The organism is Paraglaciecola sp. L1A13 (assembly GCF_009796745.1).
Lineage (GTDB): Bacteria > Pseudomonadota > Gammaproteobacteria > Enterobacterales > Alteromonadaceae > Paraglaciecola.
Map to the genome: position 1 here is coordinate 664624 of NZ_CP047024.1, position 16494 is coordinate 681117.

Consider the following 16494-nt stretch of genomic DNA (forward strand, 5'->3'; position numbering starts at 1 on the left):
GGATAATAAAGAGGAATACATTTTGTCTCAAAATAACGAAAATACGCTGATGATCATTCTTGTCAGTTGCGTCGCAACCATAGGTGGCTTCTTATTTGGTTTTGATAGTGGTGTGATAAACGGCACTGTAGACGGATTACAAAGTGCTTTTAATTCGGATAACGCGGGCACCGGTTTTAATGTCTCCAGTATGTTGTTGGGTTGCGCAGTTGGTGCATTCAGCGCAGGACGCTTAGCTGATAGGTTTGGGCGTCGGCCTCTGCTTATTACCGCTGCGGTATTCTTTATAATAAGTGCATGGGGTTCTGGTGTGTCGACATCATCCATGGAGTTTGTGGTTTATCGTATATTGGGTGGTTTAGCGGTAGGGGCAGCATCTGTTATGGCGCCCGCTTACATCAGCGAAATTGCGCCTGCACGCTTTCGTGGCACGCTTTCTTCAATTCAACAAGTCGCCATTATTTTCGGTCTATTTTCAGCCTTTGTAAGTAATTACTTTTTAGCGGATATTGCTGGTGCATCTACCGCTGAATTTTGGATGGGATTTCAAGCTTGGCGTTGGATGTTTTGGATTGAATTAATTCCCGCGTCTTTGTTTTTAATCGCACTGATGTTTATTCCTGAGAGTCCGCGTTATCTGGTAATCAGCAAGAATACGGAAAAAGCGAAGCGGGTATTAAATGCGTTGTACGGAGATGCCCAAGGGCAAAGTAAGTTTCAGGAAATTGATGCCTCTCTAGAGACACAAACATCTGCACCGAAGTTGACAGATCTAATTGATAAAGTCAGTGGTAAAATACGCCCTATCATGTGGGTGGGCATTGGTTTAGCGGTCTTTCAGCAGCTAGTAGGTATAAATGTAGTTTTCTATTACGGCGCTATATTATGGCAAGCGGCTGGATTTTCAGAATCCGATGCCCTAATGATCAACGTAATAAGTGGCGCGGTTAGCATCGCAGCGGTATTCGTTACTATGTTTCTTATTGATAAAGTGGGACGTAAACCCTTTCTGTTGATTGGCTCTATTGGCATGACAATCACCTTAGGTACCATGGTCTATGTCTTTGCTAACTCTGGTCTTGATACAAATGGTAACTTGAGTTTGGGAGATCAAGGCGTAGTCGCACTTGTTGCCGCGAATGCTTATGTATTTTTCTTTAACTTGTCTTGGGGACCTGTTATGTGGGTGATGCTCGGAGAAATGTTCCCGAATCAAATTCGTTGCTCTGGATTGGCCGTCGCTGGGTTTGCACAGTGGGGGGCTAACTTCATAGTTACCTTTACTTTCCCAATATTCTTAGCCTCAATTGGCTTAGCTGGGGCGTATAGTATTTACGCGATTGGAGCATTGATTTCAATTGTATTTGTATTCAAATTGGTACACGAAACTAAGGGTAAAGAGCTGGAAGAAATGCAAGGTTAAACCCTAAGCATGCTCGATTAAAAGCTGCTACTAAAAGCCGCTATTGGGGGTCACTTCAGTAGCGGCTTTGTTGTATCTGGTATTTCATATCTCTGATATCAATACATGCCTATTAAAACTAGCTTATGCTGCGTATTTAACGGACTTTTGGTTATTGCGCTGCTAACAAGCAAACACATATACACACACACTTATATAGACGTCTAAGGGATATATAGGTGTGATGGTTAGCCTATCTTACATTTTACTGCGCCATAGATACGATAAAACGCGAATGCGGTGATATAACAAGTAGTCCGCTAGGGATTATCGAACATAGACACATATAAAAGGGGATAGATGTCTGAATTTTAAAGCCATGACTTTAATAGGGTAGCAGAGGCGAGAGAGGGGCCAAAAAAAATGGCCTAACACGTGTTAGGCCAAGTATGTAGAGAGCCACAGGACACAGCTCGATAATATATACGGTAAATAGGAGTGGTTATTAACCGTATAAAACGTTGTTTACTTTGTTCTCAAGCAATTCTTGCTGTCCACTGACATGCTTAGGTTGTAGATTTTTATCGATGCACAATTTTGATAAAGACTCTAAGGTGAAATCGCCCCCTTGTATGCCTTTTCCTAAATCACCATTCCAACCGGCATAACGTTTACTCACAGCTTGACCCAAGAAATCACTTTCGATCATCTGTGCGGCCTTTTTCAAACCCATTGCAAGATGATCCATACCGCCAATGTGGGCAATAAACATATCTTGTGGATCTGAACTTTGACGACGTAATTTTGTGTCGAAGTTAAAGCCACCAGAAGTGAAGCCACCCGCTTTAAGCATTTCATAGATAACCAACGTTAACTCTTCAACGCTGTTAGGGAATTGATCGGTATCCCAGCCAAGTTGAGCATCACCACGGTTAGCATCTATGCTGCCAAATAAACCAAGGGAAATGGCTGTCGCCACTTCATGTTGAAACGAGTGGCCAGCCAATGTTGCATGGTTCGCTTCAATATTAACTTTAAATTCGTTTTCTAAACCGTACTGCTTTAAGAAACCATAAACGGTCGCAGTATCGTAATCATACTGGTGCTTAGTAGGCTCTTGAGGTTTAGGCTCGATCAACAGTAATCCTTTGAAACCAATCTTGTGCTTGTGCTCAACCACCATATTCATGAAGCGGCCAAGTTGTTCGCGCTCTTGACGTAAATCGGTGTTAAGCAGCGTTTCGTAACCTTCACGGCCACCCCATAATACGTAGTTTTCACCACCTAAACGCTTAGTCGCGTTCATTGCGTGCATGACCTGAGTCGCCCCATAAGTGAACACTTCGGGATTAGGACTAGACGCAGCACCGCTAGCGTAACGAGGATTGCTGAATAAGTTTGCTGTACCCCATAATAGCTTAAGCCCTGTTTCTTCTTGCTTGGCTTCAAGTACATCGGTCATTTGTGCAAAGTTGTTGATGTATTCTTTGATAGAGTTCCCTTCAGGGGACACATCAACATCATGGAAACAGTAGTAAGGAATATTGAGTTTTGAGAAAAATTCAAATGCCACATCGGCTTTTTCTTTTGCCCGTTGCATAGCATCCCCTGGCTTCAACCACGGACGATCGAATGTACCTGCACCGAAGACGTCGGCGCCGTCCCAGCAGAAGTTGTGCCAGTAACATGCGGCAAGACGTAAGTGGTCTTTCATACTTTTACCCAACACTATTTCGTCTGGGTTGTAATGGCGAAAGGCCAGCGGATTGTGTGAACTTGTACCTTCAAATTGTACTTTTGGGATGTCTTTAAAATATTCAGCCATGGGGCTCTCCTAATGTATTATGTTAACGACTCATCTTCGGTTACGTTCATCATCACAACAGATGATGAGCGTCACAATTATGTTTTTTAGGTTAACTTTTGTGTTTTGTGGGTTTTTCAATAAGGTCGTTGGGCATCGAACTATTTGATGCCCAACGGGCTAAAAAATGTCACGTGTTGCTTGATAGAGCGCTGCGAATTTTTCTCGCCGCTTGGCATACACTTCTGCTCGTTCAGCATTGGGTTGGTATACCGAATCAAGGGGCGGTTGTGGGCATATAGTTTCAAGCGTTGCATTAGGGGCGAGTGCCAATTGTGCCAGACGCGCAGCACCTAATCCTGGGCCCACATCACCGCCTTGACGATAGGTGACGGGGCGCTGTAATACATCCGCTATCAATTGACGCCAATACGCGCTCTTGGCACCGCCACCAATCAGTGTTATTTCATCGACAGTCACACCTGAGGCGTGTAATGCATCAACCCCATCAGCTAAACCAAAGGTGACACCTTCAAGTACGCTATGGGTCAAGACGGTTTGATCTGTTGAATGGGTTAATCCAAAAAATGCGCCACTGGCATTAGGATTATTATGGGGAGTACGCTCACCGCTTAAGTAAGGTAAAAACAATGGGCAATGCTGAAAATCAATACTATTTTTAATTTTTGCCTGTTCAAGACTTGTGAGTAAATCAACCACATCACGTTTGGCCACTTTTTCGCTGTACCACTGTAAGCAGCTGGCAGCACTAAGCATCACCGACATCAAATGCCAAGTATCAGGTAATGCGTGACAGAAGCTATGCACCGCTGATTCAGGGTTGCTGCGAAAGCCTTCACTGACGGCAAAATATACCCCAGAAGTACCAAGGGATAACATGGCTTGACCGGGCTTGACTATTCCTACACCAATTGCACCTGCTGCATTGTCGCCTGCTCCGGCGACCAGAGGCACACTTTTCATGTTCCATCGTTTGGCAAGCGGCTCTGATAATAAGCCTGTGATGTCACTGCCTTCATATAATGTCGGCATGTTTGATTCACTTAAACCACAGGCGTTGAGCATATCTGAATGCCAACAACGTCCTGCTACATCTAGCCACATAGTACCGGCGGCATCCGACATGTCTGTAGCAAAGTCACCGCTGAGCAATAAACGTAAATAGTCCTTGGGTAGCAGCACTTTATCAATTTTTGCGAATAGCTCAGGCTCGTGTTGCTTAACCCATAGTAATTTGGGTGCAGTAAATCCAGGCATAATGATATTGCCAGTAATTTCTCGGGCGTTAGGTACAAGCTGTTCTATTTCAGCACACTGAGCTTCGCAGCGACCGTCGTTCCATAATATTGCGGGACGAATGACATTTTGCTCCTTATCTAGCAACGTTGCCCCGTGCATTTGGCCGGCGAAACCAATGCCTTTTATCTTTGAAAGGTCGTATTGTGCATTTAGCTTATCCATGGCTACGCAGAATCCATCCCACCAGTCTTGTGGGTTTTGCTCTGACCATAAAGGTTTTACTCTGGATACCTCAAATGCACTAGATGTACTATCTACTATCGCGCCGTTGTCGTCAGTTAACACTAACTTGATACCAGAAGTTCCTAAATCAATACCTAAAAACATGGGAATACCTGCCAAATAATGAGTTTGGCAAATACTAGCAGAACGACTAAATTAAACTGCAAAGCAGGTAATAACGAAATTTAATAACGAAATAACGTAACGCTCTTAACGAGTAATGTAGTAGTGCAGTGATACTCGCTAATGCACTATATAACTGAAGAAGTTTGATTTTTAGGTGATGTATGTTTCAAGCGAAGCACAGTATTAGTTTATTGTTTAATGCCAATAAAGTTTACGACCGTCAAGTTATAGAAGGGATTGGCCACTATTTACAATCGTCGAAAGTGGACTGGGACGTTTACTTAGAAGAAGATTTTCTAACCCGTTTAGAACAACTAGATGAGTGGGGTGGTGACGGTATAATCGCAGATTTTGACGACCCAGCTATTCAAAAAATGCTCGTCAACAGCAGTATTCCAGTTGTGGGGGTCGGTGGTTCCTACTCCGCAGAAGAAGATTATCCAGATGTCCCTTATGTAGCTACTGATAATTTTGCGGTTGTGCAAGCTGCATACGAACACTTGAAGAAAAAGGGCTTAGAGCGTTTTGCATTTTATGGCCTGCCCAGCAACAAAGATCACCGTTGGGCCGTGGAGCGTGAGAAGGCGATTATTACGCTATGTCACACGGATGGCTATGAATGCTCGATTTATCGCGGACACCCCACAAGGCCAGAAACATGGCAATACACAATGAACAGATTAACTGACTGGATACAAAGTTTACCGAACCCTGTTGGGATCATTAGTGTGACAGATGCCCGTGCACGCCATCTACTGCAAGCATGTGAGCATACGGGTAAGTTGGTACCGGACAACATCTCAATCGTTGGAATAGATGATGACGATATTGCCCGTTATCTCAGTCGCATCAGCTTGAGCTCTGTCACACAAGGCTGTTTCGAGATGGGTTACCAAGCAGCTAAATTGCTGCATAGACGGTTAGATAATAGTAATTTGAAAAACAAGCGTGTGCTAGTTCCACCTGCAGGCGTATCGGAACGACAATCGACAGATTTCAAAGCCTTAAAAGATCCGTATGTGATCCAATCTATGCATTTTATCCGGCAAAATGCTGCTAGGGGAATTAAAGTGGATCAAGTACTAGATTATGTAGGTATATCTCGCTCTAATTTAGAGCAACGCTTTAAAGATGAACGAGGACATAGTATCCACACTGAGATCCACAATGAAAAACTAGATAAGGCTTGCAACATGTTGATTATTGGTAACATGTCGACCACTGAAGTGGCGAATGTATGCGGATATCCTTCTTTGCAGTATATGTACGCTGTGTTTAAGAAACACTTTGGTCAAACGCCACGAGAGTACCGAGAACAACAAAAAGTTGTTTGATTGCGGAGGATGTAGTCAGCAGTATTTATGATAACGAGTGTCGCGGTATGTCGCGACTATTTGTTATCGCCTATAGTGTTTTCTCGTATTATTTTAGGGGGTAAGTATTTGGCTAATATATTCTCTAAGGCTACTAATTTTAGAGGCTTAGTAAGGTATTCGTTCATGCCAACCTCTTTGGCTTGTATGAAATCTTCTTTCATTGCATTGGCTGATAGCCCGCAAATAACCAAATCAAGTAAGCCTAACTGACGAATTTCCTTTGTGGCCTGATAGCCATCCATGACGGGCATCTGTATATCCATCAATACCACATCGTAGTGAGCTGAATTAATGACCTTTGTTACTGCTTGTTGGCCGTTTTCGGCTATATCAAAGGTGATCCCTAATACTCTAAGCATCTCACCGGTTACCACTTGATTAATGCTGTTATCTTCTACCAGCAATATGTGGCCCTCATACTCCAATTGCTTGTTAAATTGCGGGCTGGGTATATCAGAGATGAATTTTTCGTCGTCCAGTAAAGAATAAATAAACGATGTTAACTGTCCAGGCGTAAACGGGTGGGTTAAACATGGGAAGCTCCAAGCACTGATCAGCTTTTGAGGTAAGTTGCTAGGTTGAGTGTCGGTAATAAAACCAACATTTTTGTTGCTGTCTTTTAATTTTTGTAATGAAGCCGTGATGCTTTGATGCTCGCCTTGATCGGCTACATCAATAATAACAATGTCATTATCAGTGATTTCTTCAATCATCTTATTAAGTTGCATATGTGGGAAATGATGAAATTCGAGAGAAATATTGTCGAAGTATGTTTGCTCTATAAAGCCTTTTGGTCTTTTACTGAAATAATACAACTGACGATTAGACTGCGCTGGGATGGTGAAAATTTGCTGTTCGTTAGATTGAGAAATAAGGGTAAAACTTACATTAAACACGCTACCTACATTGATCTGCGACTCGGCTGTTACTTCTCCGTCCATTAACGATACTAGCTGCTTGACTATAGTAAGCCCCAAACCCGATCCACCGAAGTCACGACTGGTGGTGCCATCAGCTTGGGTAAATGAATCAAACACCTTTTCTAATTGTTCTTTTGACATACCGATACCGGTATCTTTGACGCTTGCGCGCAATATGACTCGATTAGTATTGGGGAGTAAATCATAGGTAATGTTAATGGTTACTGAGCCATTGCGGGTAAACTTGACGGCATTACTGCATAAATTCAACAGCACTTGGCTGATACGTAAAGGATCGCCAATCAATGTTGGTGGAATGTTCGGATCACAGATAAAGCGCACATTGAGGTTCTTTTCTTGTGCTCTAGCAGAAATATTAGTTAATAAGTTGGCAAATACTGAATTGAGCGAAAAAGCGACTTGTTCGATATCGAGCTTTCCTGCTTCTACTTTTGAAAAATCCAAAATGTCATTAATCAAGCTGAGCAAAATTTGACTTGAATACTCTACTTTATTTAAATGTTGGCGCTGCTTGGGCGTTAAATCACTTTTCATTACTACATCAAGCAAGCCTATGATGCCATTCATGGGCGTGCGAATTTCGTGACTCATATTGGCAAGAAACATACTTTTGGATTGGGTTGCTTGTTCTGCTTTATGTTTTGATTCAATTAATTCGGCATTTAACATTTCTTGCTTGGCATTTAAGCGCTGTGCTTCTGCCAGTAAAGCCGAGGTTTGTTTATTTTTTTCGTGGAATACATCTGCAGCATTGGCTAACTGTCCGATTTCATTCTGACGTGTAATGCCAGGGATCGCATCTACATCTTCACCTTTAGCCAGTTTTTTAAAGACTTCGGTGATCGTATTGATTGGCAGCATAATCCTTGATACTAGGAAGTAGGCTGTGATGCAGGCCAGCAAAATACCAATGATTGAAAATAAGTTGCTGCTCAACTGATTTTTCTCAATATTCTTTTTAACTTGCTGGTTAGTATCGCCCAGCTTTGAAGTCACTAAACGATTCAATTCCCGCGCCATAAATAAAAATTCATTGGCTGAACCTGCCATAACCACATTCACGAGGAAAAGATAACCACTGGTAACATTGGTTAGCTGTAAGAATTCTGCATTTATTTTGTCCAATCGGCTGATAATTTCTGCATGTTTCTCGGTTTGACCGACATTAACCAATAATTCGGTTTTAGCCATCTCTAGTTCAGCGCGAAATTTATCAACTAGTTGATAGTCAGGACGCAATAAATATTGATAGGTAACATTTTCTGCGCGTGTTATGTGATATTTTGCTCGTTCGATCCTTAGAGCTGTGCTCGGATCTTTGCTAGACAGGCTGGCCAATAGTTCATTTATATCAATCATTAAACGCTTTTCAAATAACATATCGCGCTTACTGCGCCCCGCAATAACATTGGAAAAGTTATCTTTATATTCACTAACATGGCCGCGCATTCTAGAAATAAAACCGTGGTAAATTTCGACCTGCTCTTCGCTACGGGTTAGCTCTTCCAAAGCGTCTAAGTTATCTATCGATGTTTGAATCAATGAATTGAAGCGCGCAATAGCCGACTGGCTAGCTGAGTCTTTGTAAATCAGAACATTACGTTGTAAATCTAATACGTCACGCTCTAATTCACGTACTAAACTAACCTTGAAAACGGCTTGTTGTGTTAAATCTAAGCTATTAACAAAGGTACTTTGGTTGCTGCGGGTGACGAACACTTGAGAAACAAGCAAAAGAATTAGAATTACTGAGACTAGTAAAATCTGGGATTTAAGGGTTTTAAACACGTTTAATCATCTCAGCCATAATCAAGAACTTATAAATTCATACCATTTTTGTAAGGTATAATCGTAGGTTGGCATGGCCGTATTCCAAACAGCCACATTACTAAAGCGGTCAGCATAGCTGCCACCGGAACGTACTTGACCTCGATTAACTGATAGTTTTCCATCAGGGCCTTTTAACGAGTTGCTTGCTGGCTTACCATTATACCAATAGTCCCATTCACTTTGCTCAAGGTATTTAGTCGAACGTTGTGGATTAGAGATATAATAACCTTGGCGGGCGATAAATGCGCCAGGCCAACCAGATAACCACCAGTTCATGTATTCGTACGCGATGTCTTTGGTACGCCCTGATGCTTTAGATGATAAACACATTACGCCGTGCCAGCCTCGGTAGCCTTCTTTTGGTGCTGCAAATGCAACAGGGATGTTGCGGCCATTTAGCACAGATACGGCAGGTGAAAACATACTTTCAATATTAACGCGTCCGCTTTGCATAAATTCTACCGATTCAGGTACCGAGTTCCAAAAGCCACCGAAGTGCTGCTGATGCTTTAAGTCGATTAAAATATCGAACAACCTATTTAATTCGTCTACTGATATATTTCCTATATCGGCAAATTTCATCATTCCACTAGCGTCGGCGGCAAGTACTAGATCGAATAAACCTATGGTGGGGTCATTAATAATACCTACCTTACCGCTATGTTTGCTGTCGAGTAACCATCCCCAACTTTCTGACTTATAGGCGATACCTTGTTCAATTTCATTGGTGTTGTAACCAAAGGAATCGACATTATGCACATAGGGTAAAAAACTGATCTTGTTAGTATGTTTAGGACCAAGGGAGCCGTCGTCTTGGACATTAATTATTTTATATGGGGCATCGCCGGCACCAAATTTGGCGCTAGGGGTAACTTTTCCTGTTTTGCACAATGAATTGATTTCGTCCCAATGGGTAATGCGCCTTTTGTCGATTGCCTGAATTGAGCCATTACGCCATAAAGGACGGATGCTGTTAGACCATTGCTCATAAATATCAAAGCTTTCAGGTGATAACAAACCTCGTTGCAATACACCTGGACTACCTTTCGGCTCGAATTTAATATTGATACCCAGATCGCTCATCGCCCGTTGCCTGAGTTGCTCTTGTAACGTGACGTGGGTGCCTAAGACACGCAGAGTGTGGGTTTTTCTAGCGAAAACATAGGGGGCGTTAATAATAGACGTAGCGAGAACAGCCCCAGTACCTAGGGTTTTAAGGGTTGTGCGTTTAGTCCTATCCACTGATGAAGTGCATATTGACGAGTCCGGTTCACACTGCTTCTTCATATTTACCTCTTAATGAGAGACTAAACATTAAGTTAGAACCGTCAAGGACGCAATGTTATCCAGCATTAACTTTGGTCTAAATTATTCCTATTCGACGTAAAATTTGTGTTGGAATTTAAGTACTTGTTTATTTTTACCGTCATTTATGTCGACCGCAATATGAAAGGTTTCTTGATCGCTAAAAGGGATGACGGCGAGATAATAAATCGCCTCTCCTTCCGTTATTTCTTTGAATAACAATTTTTTGCTGACGCCGAGTAAATTCCGTGCAGTCCCTGTCAGGACGGCCGATTGAGCAACTTGAGATTCTGTATTCAATACAGAAATATTAATTACGCCATTGTATTTACTGCGCACAATACCGTAATGCTTAGCAATCTCAGGGGTAATAAATGTACTATCGAACGCGATATAGTGCACATCCCAGTCGCCCAAGGTTTCTTTTTGTTCTGCCAAGGTAGCGACTGAAAATAAGAAACTAACGAGCAGCAGCATGCCACTCGCCAAATTTAACCGTTTAAAAGAAGCCAAATACATCACCTAACAATTTCTGTACGAAGATAATAACCAAAATCACCACCATAACGGATAAATCTAACCCGCCTAAATTAGGTAAACGGCGTCTTATGGGGGCAAGTAACGGCTCAGTTAACTGCCCTAACACCATATCCATCGGGTTGTAGCCTTGGCTAACCCAGCTCATAATAGCGCGGATAATCAACACCCACATCACCAAGGAAAGCGCTTCTTTTAAGACTAAATAGAATGACCCAATCAATACGCCAAATGGATTGATATTGGTATTACCGACAAGTAGATTAAGAGCCACAATTTTTAGACCCGCCACTAAAAGCGCGAGCACGAGAGTTGCCGTATCTATTCTACCGATTGAAGGCAATATTCTGCGTAAAGGGGCAACAATGGGGTGAGTTGCCTTCACCACAAATTGGCTAAAAGGATTGTAAAAATCGGCTCGTGCCAGTTGCAGCCAAAAGCGCAACAGTACTACCATTAAGTACAATTCAAACAGGGTACTAATTAAAAACTGCATCGCGCTCATCGAGGGGTCTCTTTCTAAAGCTAATTAAAATAATTTGGCCATTTCTTCGGCTCTGGTAATGGCGGCGCGCATTGCACCTGCTACTAATTCGTCTATACCGTTATTTTGAAAGTGCTCAACGGCCTTGGCTGTCGTGCCACCTTTAGAGGTAACTTGGGCTCGCAACTCGCCAATTTCAAGTTGCGGATTGTGACAAACCATTTCTGCTGCACCTAACATTGCCTGTTGAACAAGCAAGCGTGCCGTATGATGATCAAATCCCTGATTCTCTGCTTCTTTTTGCATCGCTTCAAGAAAAGCATAAAAGTAAGCTGGGCTGCTGCCAGCTGCGGCAATCACGCCGTTGATCATGTTTTCTGACTCGACCCAGGCTACTTCACCGACTTGAGACATTAAATCTCCAGCGTATTGTCGGTCTTGTTGACTGACATTTGTTGGCGCATATAAACCTGTCATGCCTTTGCCTAAAGAGCTTGGTGTATTTGGCATGGTGCGAATAATGTTATCTTGCCCGCCGAGCATTTCACTTAAACGTGCCGTTTCAATACCCGCGGCAATAGAAATAAATAATTTGCCTTCCAATGCCACATTATCTTTCAAATCGGCGCACATGGTTTCCATTAACTGAGGCTTAACGGCCAATACAACAACTTGAGCCAGTTCGACAGCCTGTTTGTTTTGTTGGGTTATCTGAACAGAGAAATCATTTTTTAAGGCATCTAGCTTTGGCATAGACGGGTTGCTAGCAATGATTTTATCTGCGGGGTAACCACTATTACACATGCCACTTATGATGCTTCTGCTCATGTTTCCTGCGCCAATAAAGGCGATATTTCTATGTTGCATAATTATCCTATGTTGTGGATTCACATGAATCAAAAATCAATGGGATGCACTAACGCTATTGACGAGATCCAAAAATAGCTCTGCCTACCCTAACCATCGTTGAGCCGCATTCGATTGCGAGCTGAATATCGCCAGACATCCCCATGCTCAGGGTATCAATTTGCGGATATTTTGTCTGTAGTTGTGCAAAAGTCCGCTGCATGGTTAATAAACTTTTACGTTGCATATCTGCATCGTTGTGAGCTTTTGGTATCGTCATTAGTCCACGTAAGGTTAAATTTGGCAGTGCGCTTATCTGCTCAGCGAGTGCATTAACATCAGTTATCGACACGCCGGCTTTACTGCTTTCGTTATCAACGTTGACTTGTATGCAAACGTTTAGTTTTTTATGGGCGCTGCGTTGGTCATTTAATCGCTGAGCTATTTTTAAGCGATCGATACTGTGTACCCAGTCAAAATTTTCAGCTACGGGGCGCGTCTTATTTGACTGTAACGGACCAATAAAATGCCATTCGATATCATCTAATTCACTGAGTTGCTGAATCTTATCAAGGCCTTCCTGTACATAATTCTCAGCAAATAGACGTTGTCCAACTTCATACGCTTGCACGATATCGGATACGGGTTTGGTCTTAGTTACGGCTAGTAATTTAACTGAATTTGCTGGACGATTAGCCTCACAAGCACTCTGCTCGATTGTTTTCAGTGCGATTTCAAGTCGTTCTGCTATTGTTCCCATATTGCAACTTGTTAACGGAGAATAGACTTTGGATATTACCGAACTTTTAGCCTTTAGTGTCAAAAATAACGCATCAGATTTACATCTTTCCGCAGGTTTGCCGCCGATTATACGGGTTGATGGAGAAATGCGTCGGCTAAATGTTCCGGCCTTAGATCACAAACAAGTTCACGCTCTCATTTATGAAATCATGAATGATAATCAGCGCAAAGAATATGAAGAAAACTTAGAAACTGACTTTTCTTTTGAAGTAAAAGATTTATCACGTTTTAGGGTAAACGCTTTTATGCAGAATCGTGGCGCAGCGGCGGTGTTAAGAACCATTCCCAGTAATATTCTGAGTCTAGATGATTTAGGTGCGCCACAAATTTTCAAAGATATTATTAATCAGCCCACGGGCATAGTGTTAGTTACTGGTGCAACCGGTTCGGGGAAAAGTACTACGTTGGCGGCGATGGTCGATCATATTAATCGTCATAAACGTGAGCATATATTAACGATTGAAGACCCTATCGAATTTGTGCATGAGAACAAACTTTGCGTAGTGAATCAGCGAGAAGTTCATCGTGATACGCACAGCTTCAGTAATGCTTTGCGTTCTGCCTTGCGCGAAGATCCTGACGTTATTTTAGTCGGTGAACTGCGCGATTTAGAAACGATTCGCTTAGCAATATCCGCTGCTGAAACAGGGCACTTAGTGTTTGGAACGTTACATACCAATTCAGCACCTAAAACGATTGACCGTTTGATTGATGTTTTCCCCGCAGAGGAAAAATCCATGGTGCGCTCCATGTTGTCAGAATCATTACGAGCAGTTATTTCGCAAACCTTACTTAAAAAAGTCGGGGGGGGACGGGTCGCAGCGCATGAAATTATGCTGGGCATTCCGGCTATTCGAAATCTTATTCGCGAAGATAAGGTACCGCAGATGTATTCGGTTATGCAGACAAGCCAGGCTCACGGTATGCAAACGATGGAGCAGTGTTTGAAAAAGTTAGTAGCGCAAGGCGTTATTACCAATGAAGATGCCGCTGCCTTATCTATCGATAAAAAACCGACGATTAATTATTAGCGCTAAATAAGTTGAGATGTTTATGGACTTAACCCCGTATTTGCAAGAGATGACTGACGTAGGCGCGTCTGATTTATTTATTACTGTTGGTATGCCTATCAGCGCCAAAATAAATGGGCAAATCACCCCTATCGGGGGCAGAAAACTTGATGAAGATGGAGCTTGGGGCTTAGTACAAGACGCCATGTCTGATGCTCAGAAAGACCAATTTATACAGAGCAAAGAGTGTAATTTCGCCATTGCTCGTGAAGGTATTGGGCGTTTTCGCTGCAGTGCTTTTTGGCAGCGAGACATGCCTGGCATGGTGATACGACGTATCGTGACCGAAATCCCCCAAGCGGATGATCTTGGTCTCCCAGAAGTGCTTAAAGAGATCATTATGAGTAAGCGGGGTTTGGTGCTATTTGTTGGTGCTACTGGTACCGGTAAGTCAACATCGTTGGCGGCGCTTATTGGGCATAGAAATAAACACTCAAAAGGGCATATTTTAACCATTGAAGATCCTATTGAATTTGTCCATGAGCATCAAAACTGTGTGGTAACACAAAGGGAAGTCGGCATTGATACAATGTCATTCGATGACGCATTGAAAAGCTCATTGCGCCAAGCGCCAGATGTGATTTTAATTGGCGAAATTCGCTCCATGGAAACCATGGAGTATGCCATGTCGTTTGCTGATACGGGGCATTTATGTGTGGCAACTCTGCACGCCAATAATGCTAATCAAGCTATTGAGCGGATTATGCATTTGGCGCCCCCAGCACAACATGAAAAGCTACGTTTTGATCTAAGCTTGAATATGCGCGCTGTTATTGCTCAGCAACTCGTGCCAACCATTGATGGAAAAGGCCGTGTTGCGGCAATTGAGGTTTTACTTAATTCACCTTTGGTAACTGATTTGATTCAGCGCAATGAAATTGGTGGCTTAAAGGACGCTATGCGTAAAGGTAAAGAAATGGGAATGCAGAGCTTTGATATGGCACTGTATAGTTTGTACCAGCAGAAAATAATCAGCTTGGAGCAAGCGATACATCACGCAGATTCCCCCAATGATTTACGTTTAATGATTAAGCTTGATTCTGACAACGGCAATACACTGGGCTCGTTGTCAAACGTGTCTATCGACATGGATTAAGCTATTTTGCTCAAGCAGTTCTGAGAAACAATGAAATTATATACTAACAATGACCGATTTATGGTGTGGCAAGTTAAGCAACTGCTTGAGCAACATAATATTCCCTGCTTTATCAAAAATGAATTTGCCAGTGGTGCTATGGGAGAACTATCGCCTTTAGATTGCCAGCCAGAAGTCTGGTTGAATGATGCTAGTTGGCAACCTAGAGCCGAAAAACTCATTGCCCAAATGAATACAGTCATGAGGGAGGAATGGGTTTGCCCGAATTGCGCTGAAACGAATGGCGGAAATTTTGAGGTCTGTTGGCAGTGCGGACAGGAAGGGCAAGTTGACCAATAAAACACTTAACGTTGACGTTATTGAACAATTCTTGGACACCATATGGTTGGAAAAGGGACTTAGTGAAAACACGTTGGACGCGTATCGAAGTGATTTGACCAAGTTCAATGATTTTTTGCTGACTCAAGTGCCGCCAGTTAGTTTACTTGATATTCAAACCGAAGATATTAATCACTATATGGCACATCGCTATGATAGTGGGTTATCTGAACGTAGTAGCGCGCGCTGCTTAAGTAGCCTAAGGCGATTTTCTGGTTATATGCTAGCCCACGGCATACGAGAAGATGATCCTATAAGTCGTATACAAAACCCTAAACTCAGTCAGCCGTTACCTAAGACGCTATCTGAACAACAAGTTGATGATCTGCTAAGCGCACCGCAAACTGACGATCCAATTCAATTGCGAGATAAAGCCATGCTTGAGGTTTTGTACGCGACTGGCTTGCGCGTGACTGAGTTGGTTACCTTGAGGGTAGGGCAACTCAGTATCTCCCAAGGGGTGGTCAGAGTAACGGGGAAGGGAAATAAAGAACGTCTGGTGCCTTTAGGGGAAGAGGCATTAGATTGGCTGACCGTATATATGAAAGAAGCTAGGGGATTATTGCTGCGTAATGAAAGTGATGTGTTGTTCCCCAGTAATCGTGGCACCATCATGACTCGGCAAACCTTCTGGCATAGAATTAAATTCCATGCTGTCCAAGCAAATATTAAAAGTGATTTGTCGCCACATACGCTGCGTCATGCTTTTGCTACCCACCTATTAAATCATGGGGCTGATTTACGAGTGGTACAGATGTTATTAGGGCATAGTGATTTATCCACTACACAAATATATACCCATGTAGCGACCGCTCGTTTACAAGAGCTAGTCGCAACCCATCACCCGAGAGGCTAAGGCTACCAGCTAAGTTAAGATATTAAGAGTGTGAGTATTTGTGTCACCTGCTTGGTATCACGTGGATAAGCAGTTAATATGCATTTCAGATAGAATGAAA

Annotated in this window: 14 protein-coding genes; 6 read left to right on the forward strand and 8 right to left on the reverse strand. The window is 42.7% G+C overall.

Annotated elements, in window-relative coordinates; all coding sequences use genetic code 11:
* Positions 1-22 precede the first annotated feature (22 nt).
* Positions 23-1423, forward strand: coding sequence for a sugar porter family MFS transporter (locus GQR89_RS02760; RefSeq protein WP_158768645.1), 1401 nt, complete (start codon positions 23-25; stop codon positions 1421-1423).
* A 484-nt stretch (positions 1424-1907) separates the two neighbouring features.
* Here the strand turns inward: GQR89_RS02760 and xylA are convergent, their stop codons facing one another.
* A complete protein-coding gene (xylA, locus tag GQR89_RS02765) occupies positions 1908-3227 on the reverse strand; it encodes a xylose isomerase (RefSeq protein ID WP_158768646.1) in 1320 nt (439 codons plus the stop codon).
* Between the two features lie 159 nt (positions 3228-3386).
* Positions 3387-4853 (reverse strand): xylulokinase, encoded by a 1467-nt coding sequence (xylB, locus tag GQR89_RS02770; protein ID WP_158768647.1) that lies wholly within the window; start codon positions 4851-4853, stop codon positions 3387-3389.
* Between the two features lie 182 nt (positions 4854-5035).
* Between xylB and GQR89_RS02775 the strand changes: the two genes are divergently transcribed.
* Positions 5036-6208: a DNA-binding transcriptional regulator gene (locus GQR89_RS02775; RefSeq protein ID WP_158768648.1), complete on the forward strand. Its 1173-nt coding sequence runs from the start codon at positions 5036-5038 to the stop codon at positions 6206-6208.
* Positions 6209-6264: 56 nt separating this feature from the next.
* On the opposite strand, the gene GQR89_RS02780 is transcribed toward GQR89_RS02775, so the two are convergent.
* The 6 genes from GQR89_RS02780 to GQR89_RS02805 all read right to left on the reverse strand — a co-directional run bounded on the left by GQR89_RS02780 (position 6265) and on the right by GQR89_RS02805 (position 12953).
* Positions 6265-8979 carry an ATP-binding protein gene (locus GQR89_RS02780; RefSeq protein ID WP_158768649.1) on the reverse strand — a complete coding sequence of 905 codons (2715 nt, stop codon included), beginning with the start codon at positions 8977-8979 and terminating at the stop codon, positions 6265-6267.
* Positions 8980-9000: 21 nt separating this feature from the next.
* Positions 9001-10308: a PotD/PotF family extracellular solute-binding protein gene (locus tag GQR89_RS02785; protein ID WP_158768650.1), complete on the reverse strand. Its 1308-nt coding sequence runs from the start codon at positions 10306-10308 to the stop codon at positions 9001-9003.
* A gap of 87 nt (positions 10309-10395) precedes the next feature.
* A complete protein-coding gene (locus GQR89_RS02790) occupies positions 10396-10803 on the reverse strand; it encodes a DUF4426 domain-containing protein (protein WP_233269144.1) in 408 nt (135 codons plus the stop codon).
* Between the two features lie 22 nt (positions 10804-10825).
* Positions 10826-11368, reverse strand: coding sequence for a YggT family protein (locus tag GQR89_RS02795; protein WP_158768652.1), 543 nt, complete (start codon positions 11366-11368; stop codon positions 10826-10828).
* A gap of 24 nt (positions 11369-11392) precedes the next feature.
* Positions 11393-12214 (reverse strand): pyrroline-5-carboxylate reductase, encoded by an 822-nt coding sequence (gene proC / locus GQR89_RS02800; RefSeq protein ID WP_158768653.1) that lies wholly within the window; start codon positions 12212-12214, stop codon positions 11393-11395.
* 55 nt (positions 12215-12269) lie between these two features.
* Positions 12270-12953, reverse strand: coding sequence for a YggS family pyridoxal phosphate-dependent enzyme (locus GQR89_RS02805; RefSeq protein WP_158768654.1), 684 nt, complete (start codon positions 12951-12953; stop codon positions 12270-12272).
* A gap of 28 nt (positions 12954-12981) precedes the next feature.
* Between GQR89_RS02805 and GQR89_RS02810 the strand changes: the two genes are divergently transcribed.
* The 4 genes from GQR89_RS02810 to xerD are packed head-to-tail and all read left to right on the forward strand — an operon-like array spanning position 12982 to position 16394.
* The gene (locus tag GQR89_RS02810; RefSeq protein WP_158768655.1) at positions 12982-14025 is read left to right on the forward strand and encodes a type IV pilus twitching motility protein PilT; all 1044 of its coding nucleotides are present in this window, start codon (positions 12982-12984) and stop codon (positions 14023-14025) included.
* A gap of 22 nt (positions 14026-14047) precedes the next feature.
* Positions 14048-15160 (forward strand): PilT/PilU family type 4a pilus ATPase, encoded by a 1113-nt coding sequence (locus tag GQR89_RS02815; RefSeq protein ID WP_158768656.1) that lies wholly within the window; start codon positions 14048-14050, stop codon positions 15158-15160.
* Between the two features lie 30 nt (positions 15161-15190).
* Positions 15191-15499, forward strand: a complete 309-nt coding sequence (locus GQR89_RS02820; protein WP_158768657.1) for a DUF2007 domain-containing protein — start codon at positions 15191-15193, stop codon at positions 15497-15499.
* The gene (gene xerD / locus GQR89_RS02825) at positions 15489-16394 is read left to right on the forward strand and encodes a site-specific tyrosine recombinase XerD (protein ID WP_158768658.1); all 906 of its coding nucleotides are present in this window, start codon (positions 15489-15491) and stop codon (positions 16392-16394) included. Before GQR89_RS02820 ends, xerD begins: the two co-directional genes overlap by 11 nt.
* The last annotated feature ends 100 nt before the right edge of the window (positions 16395-16494 follow it).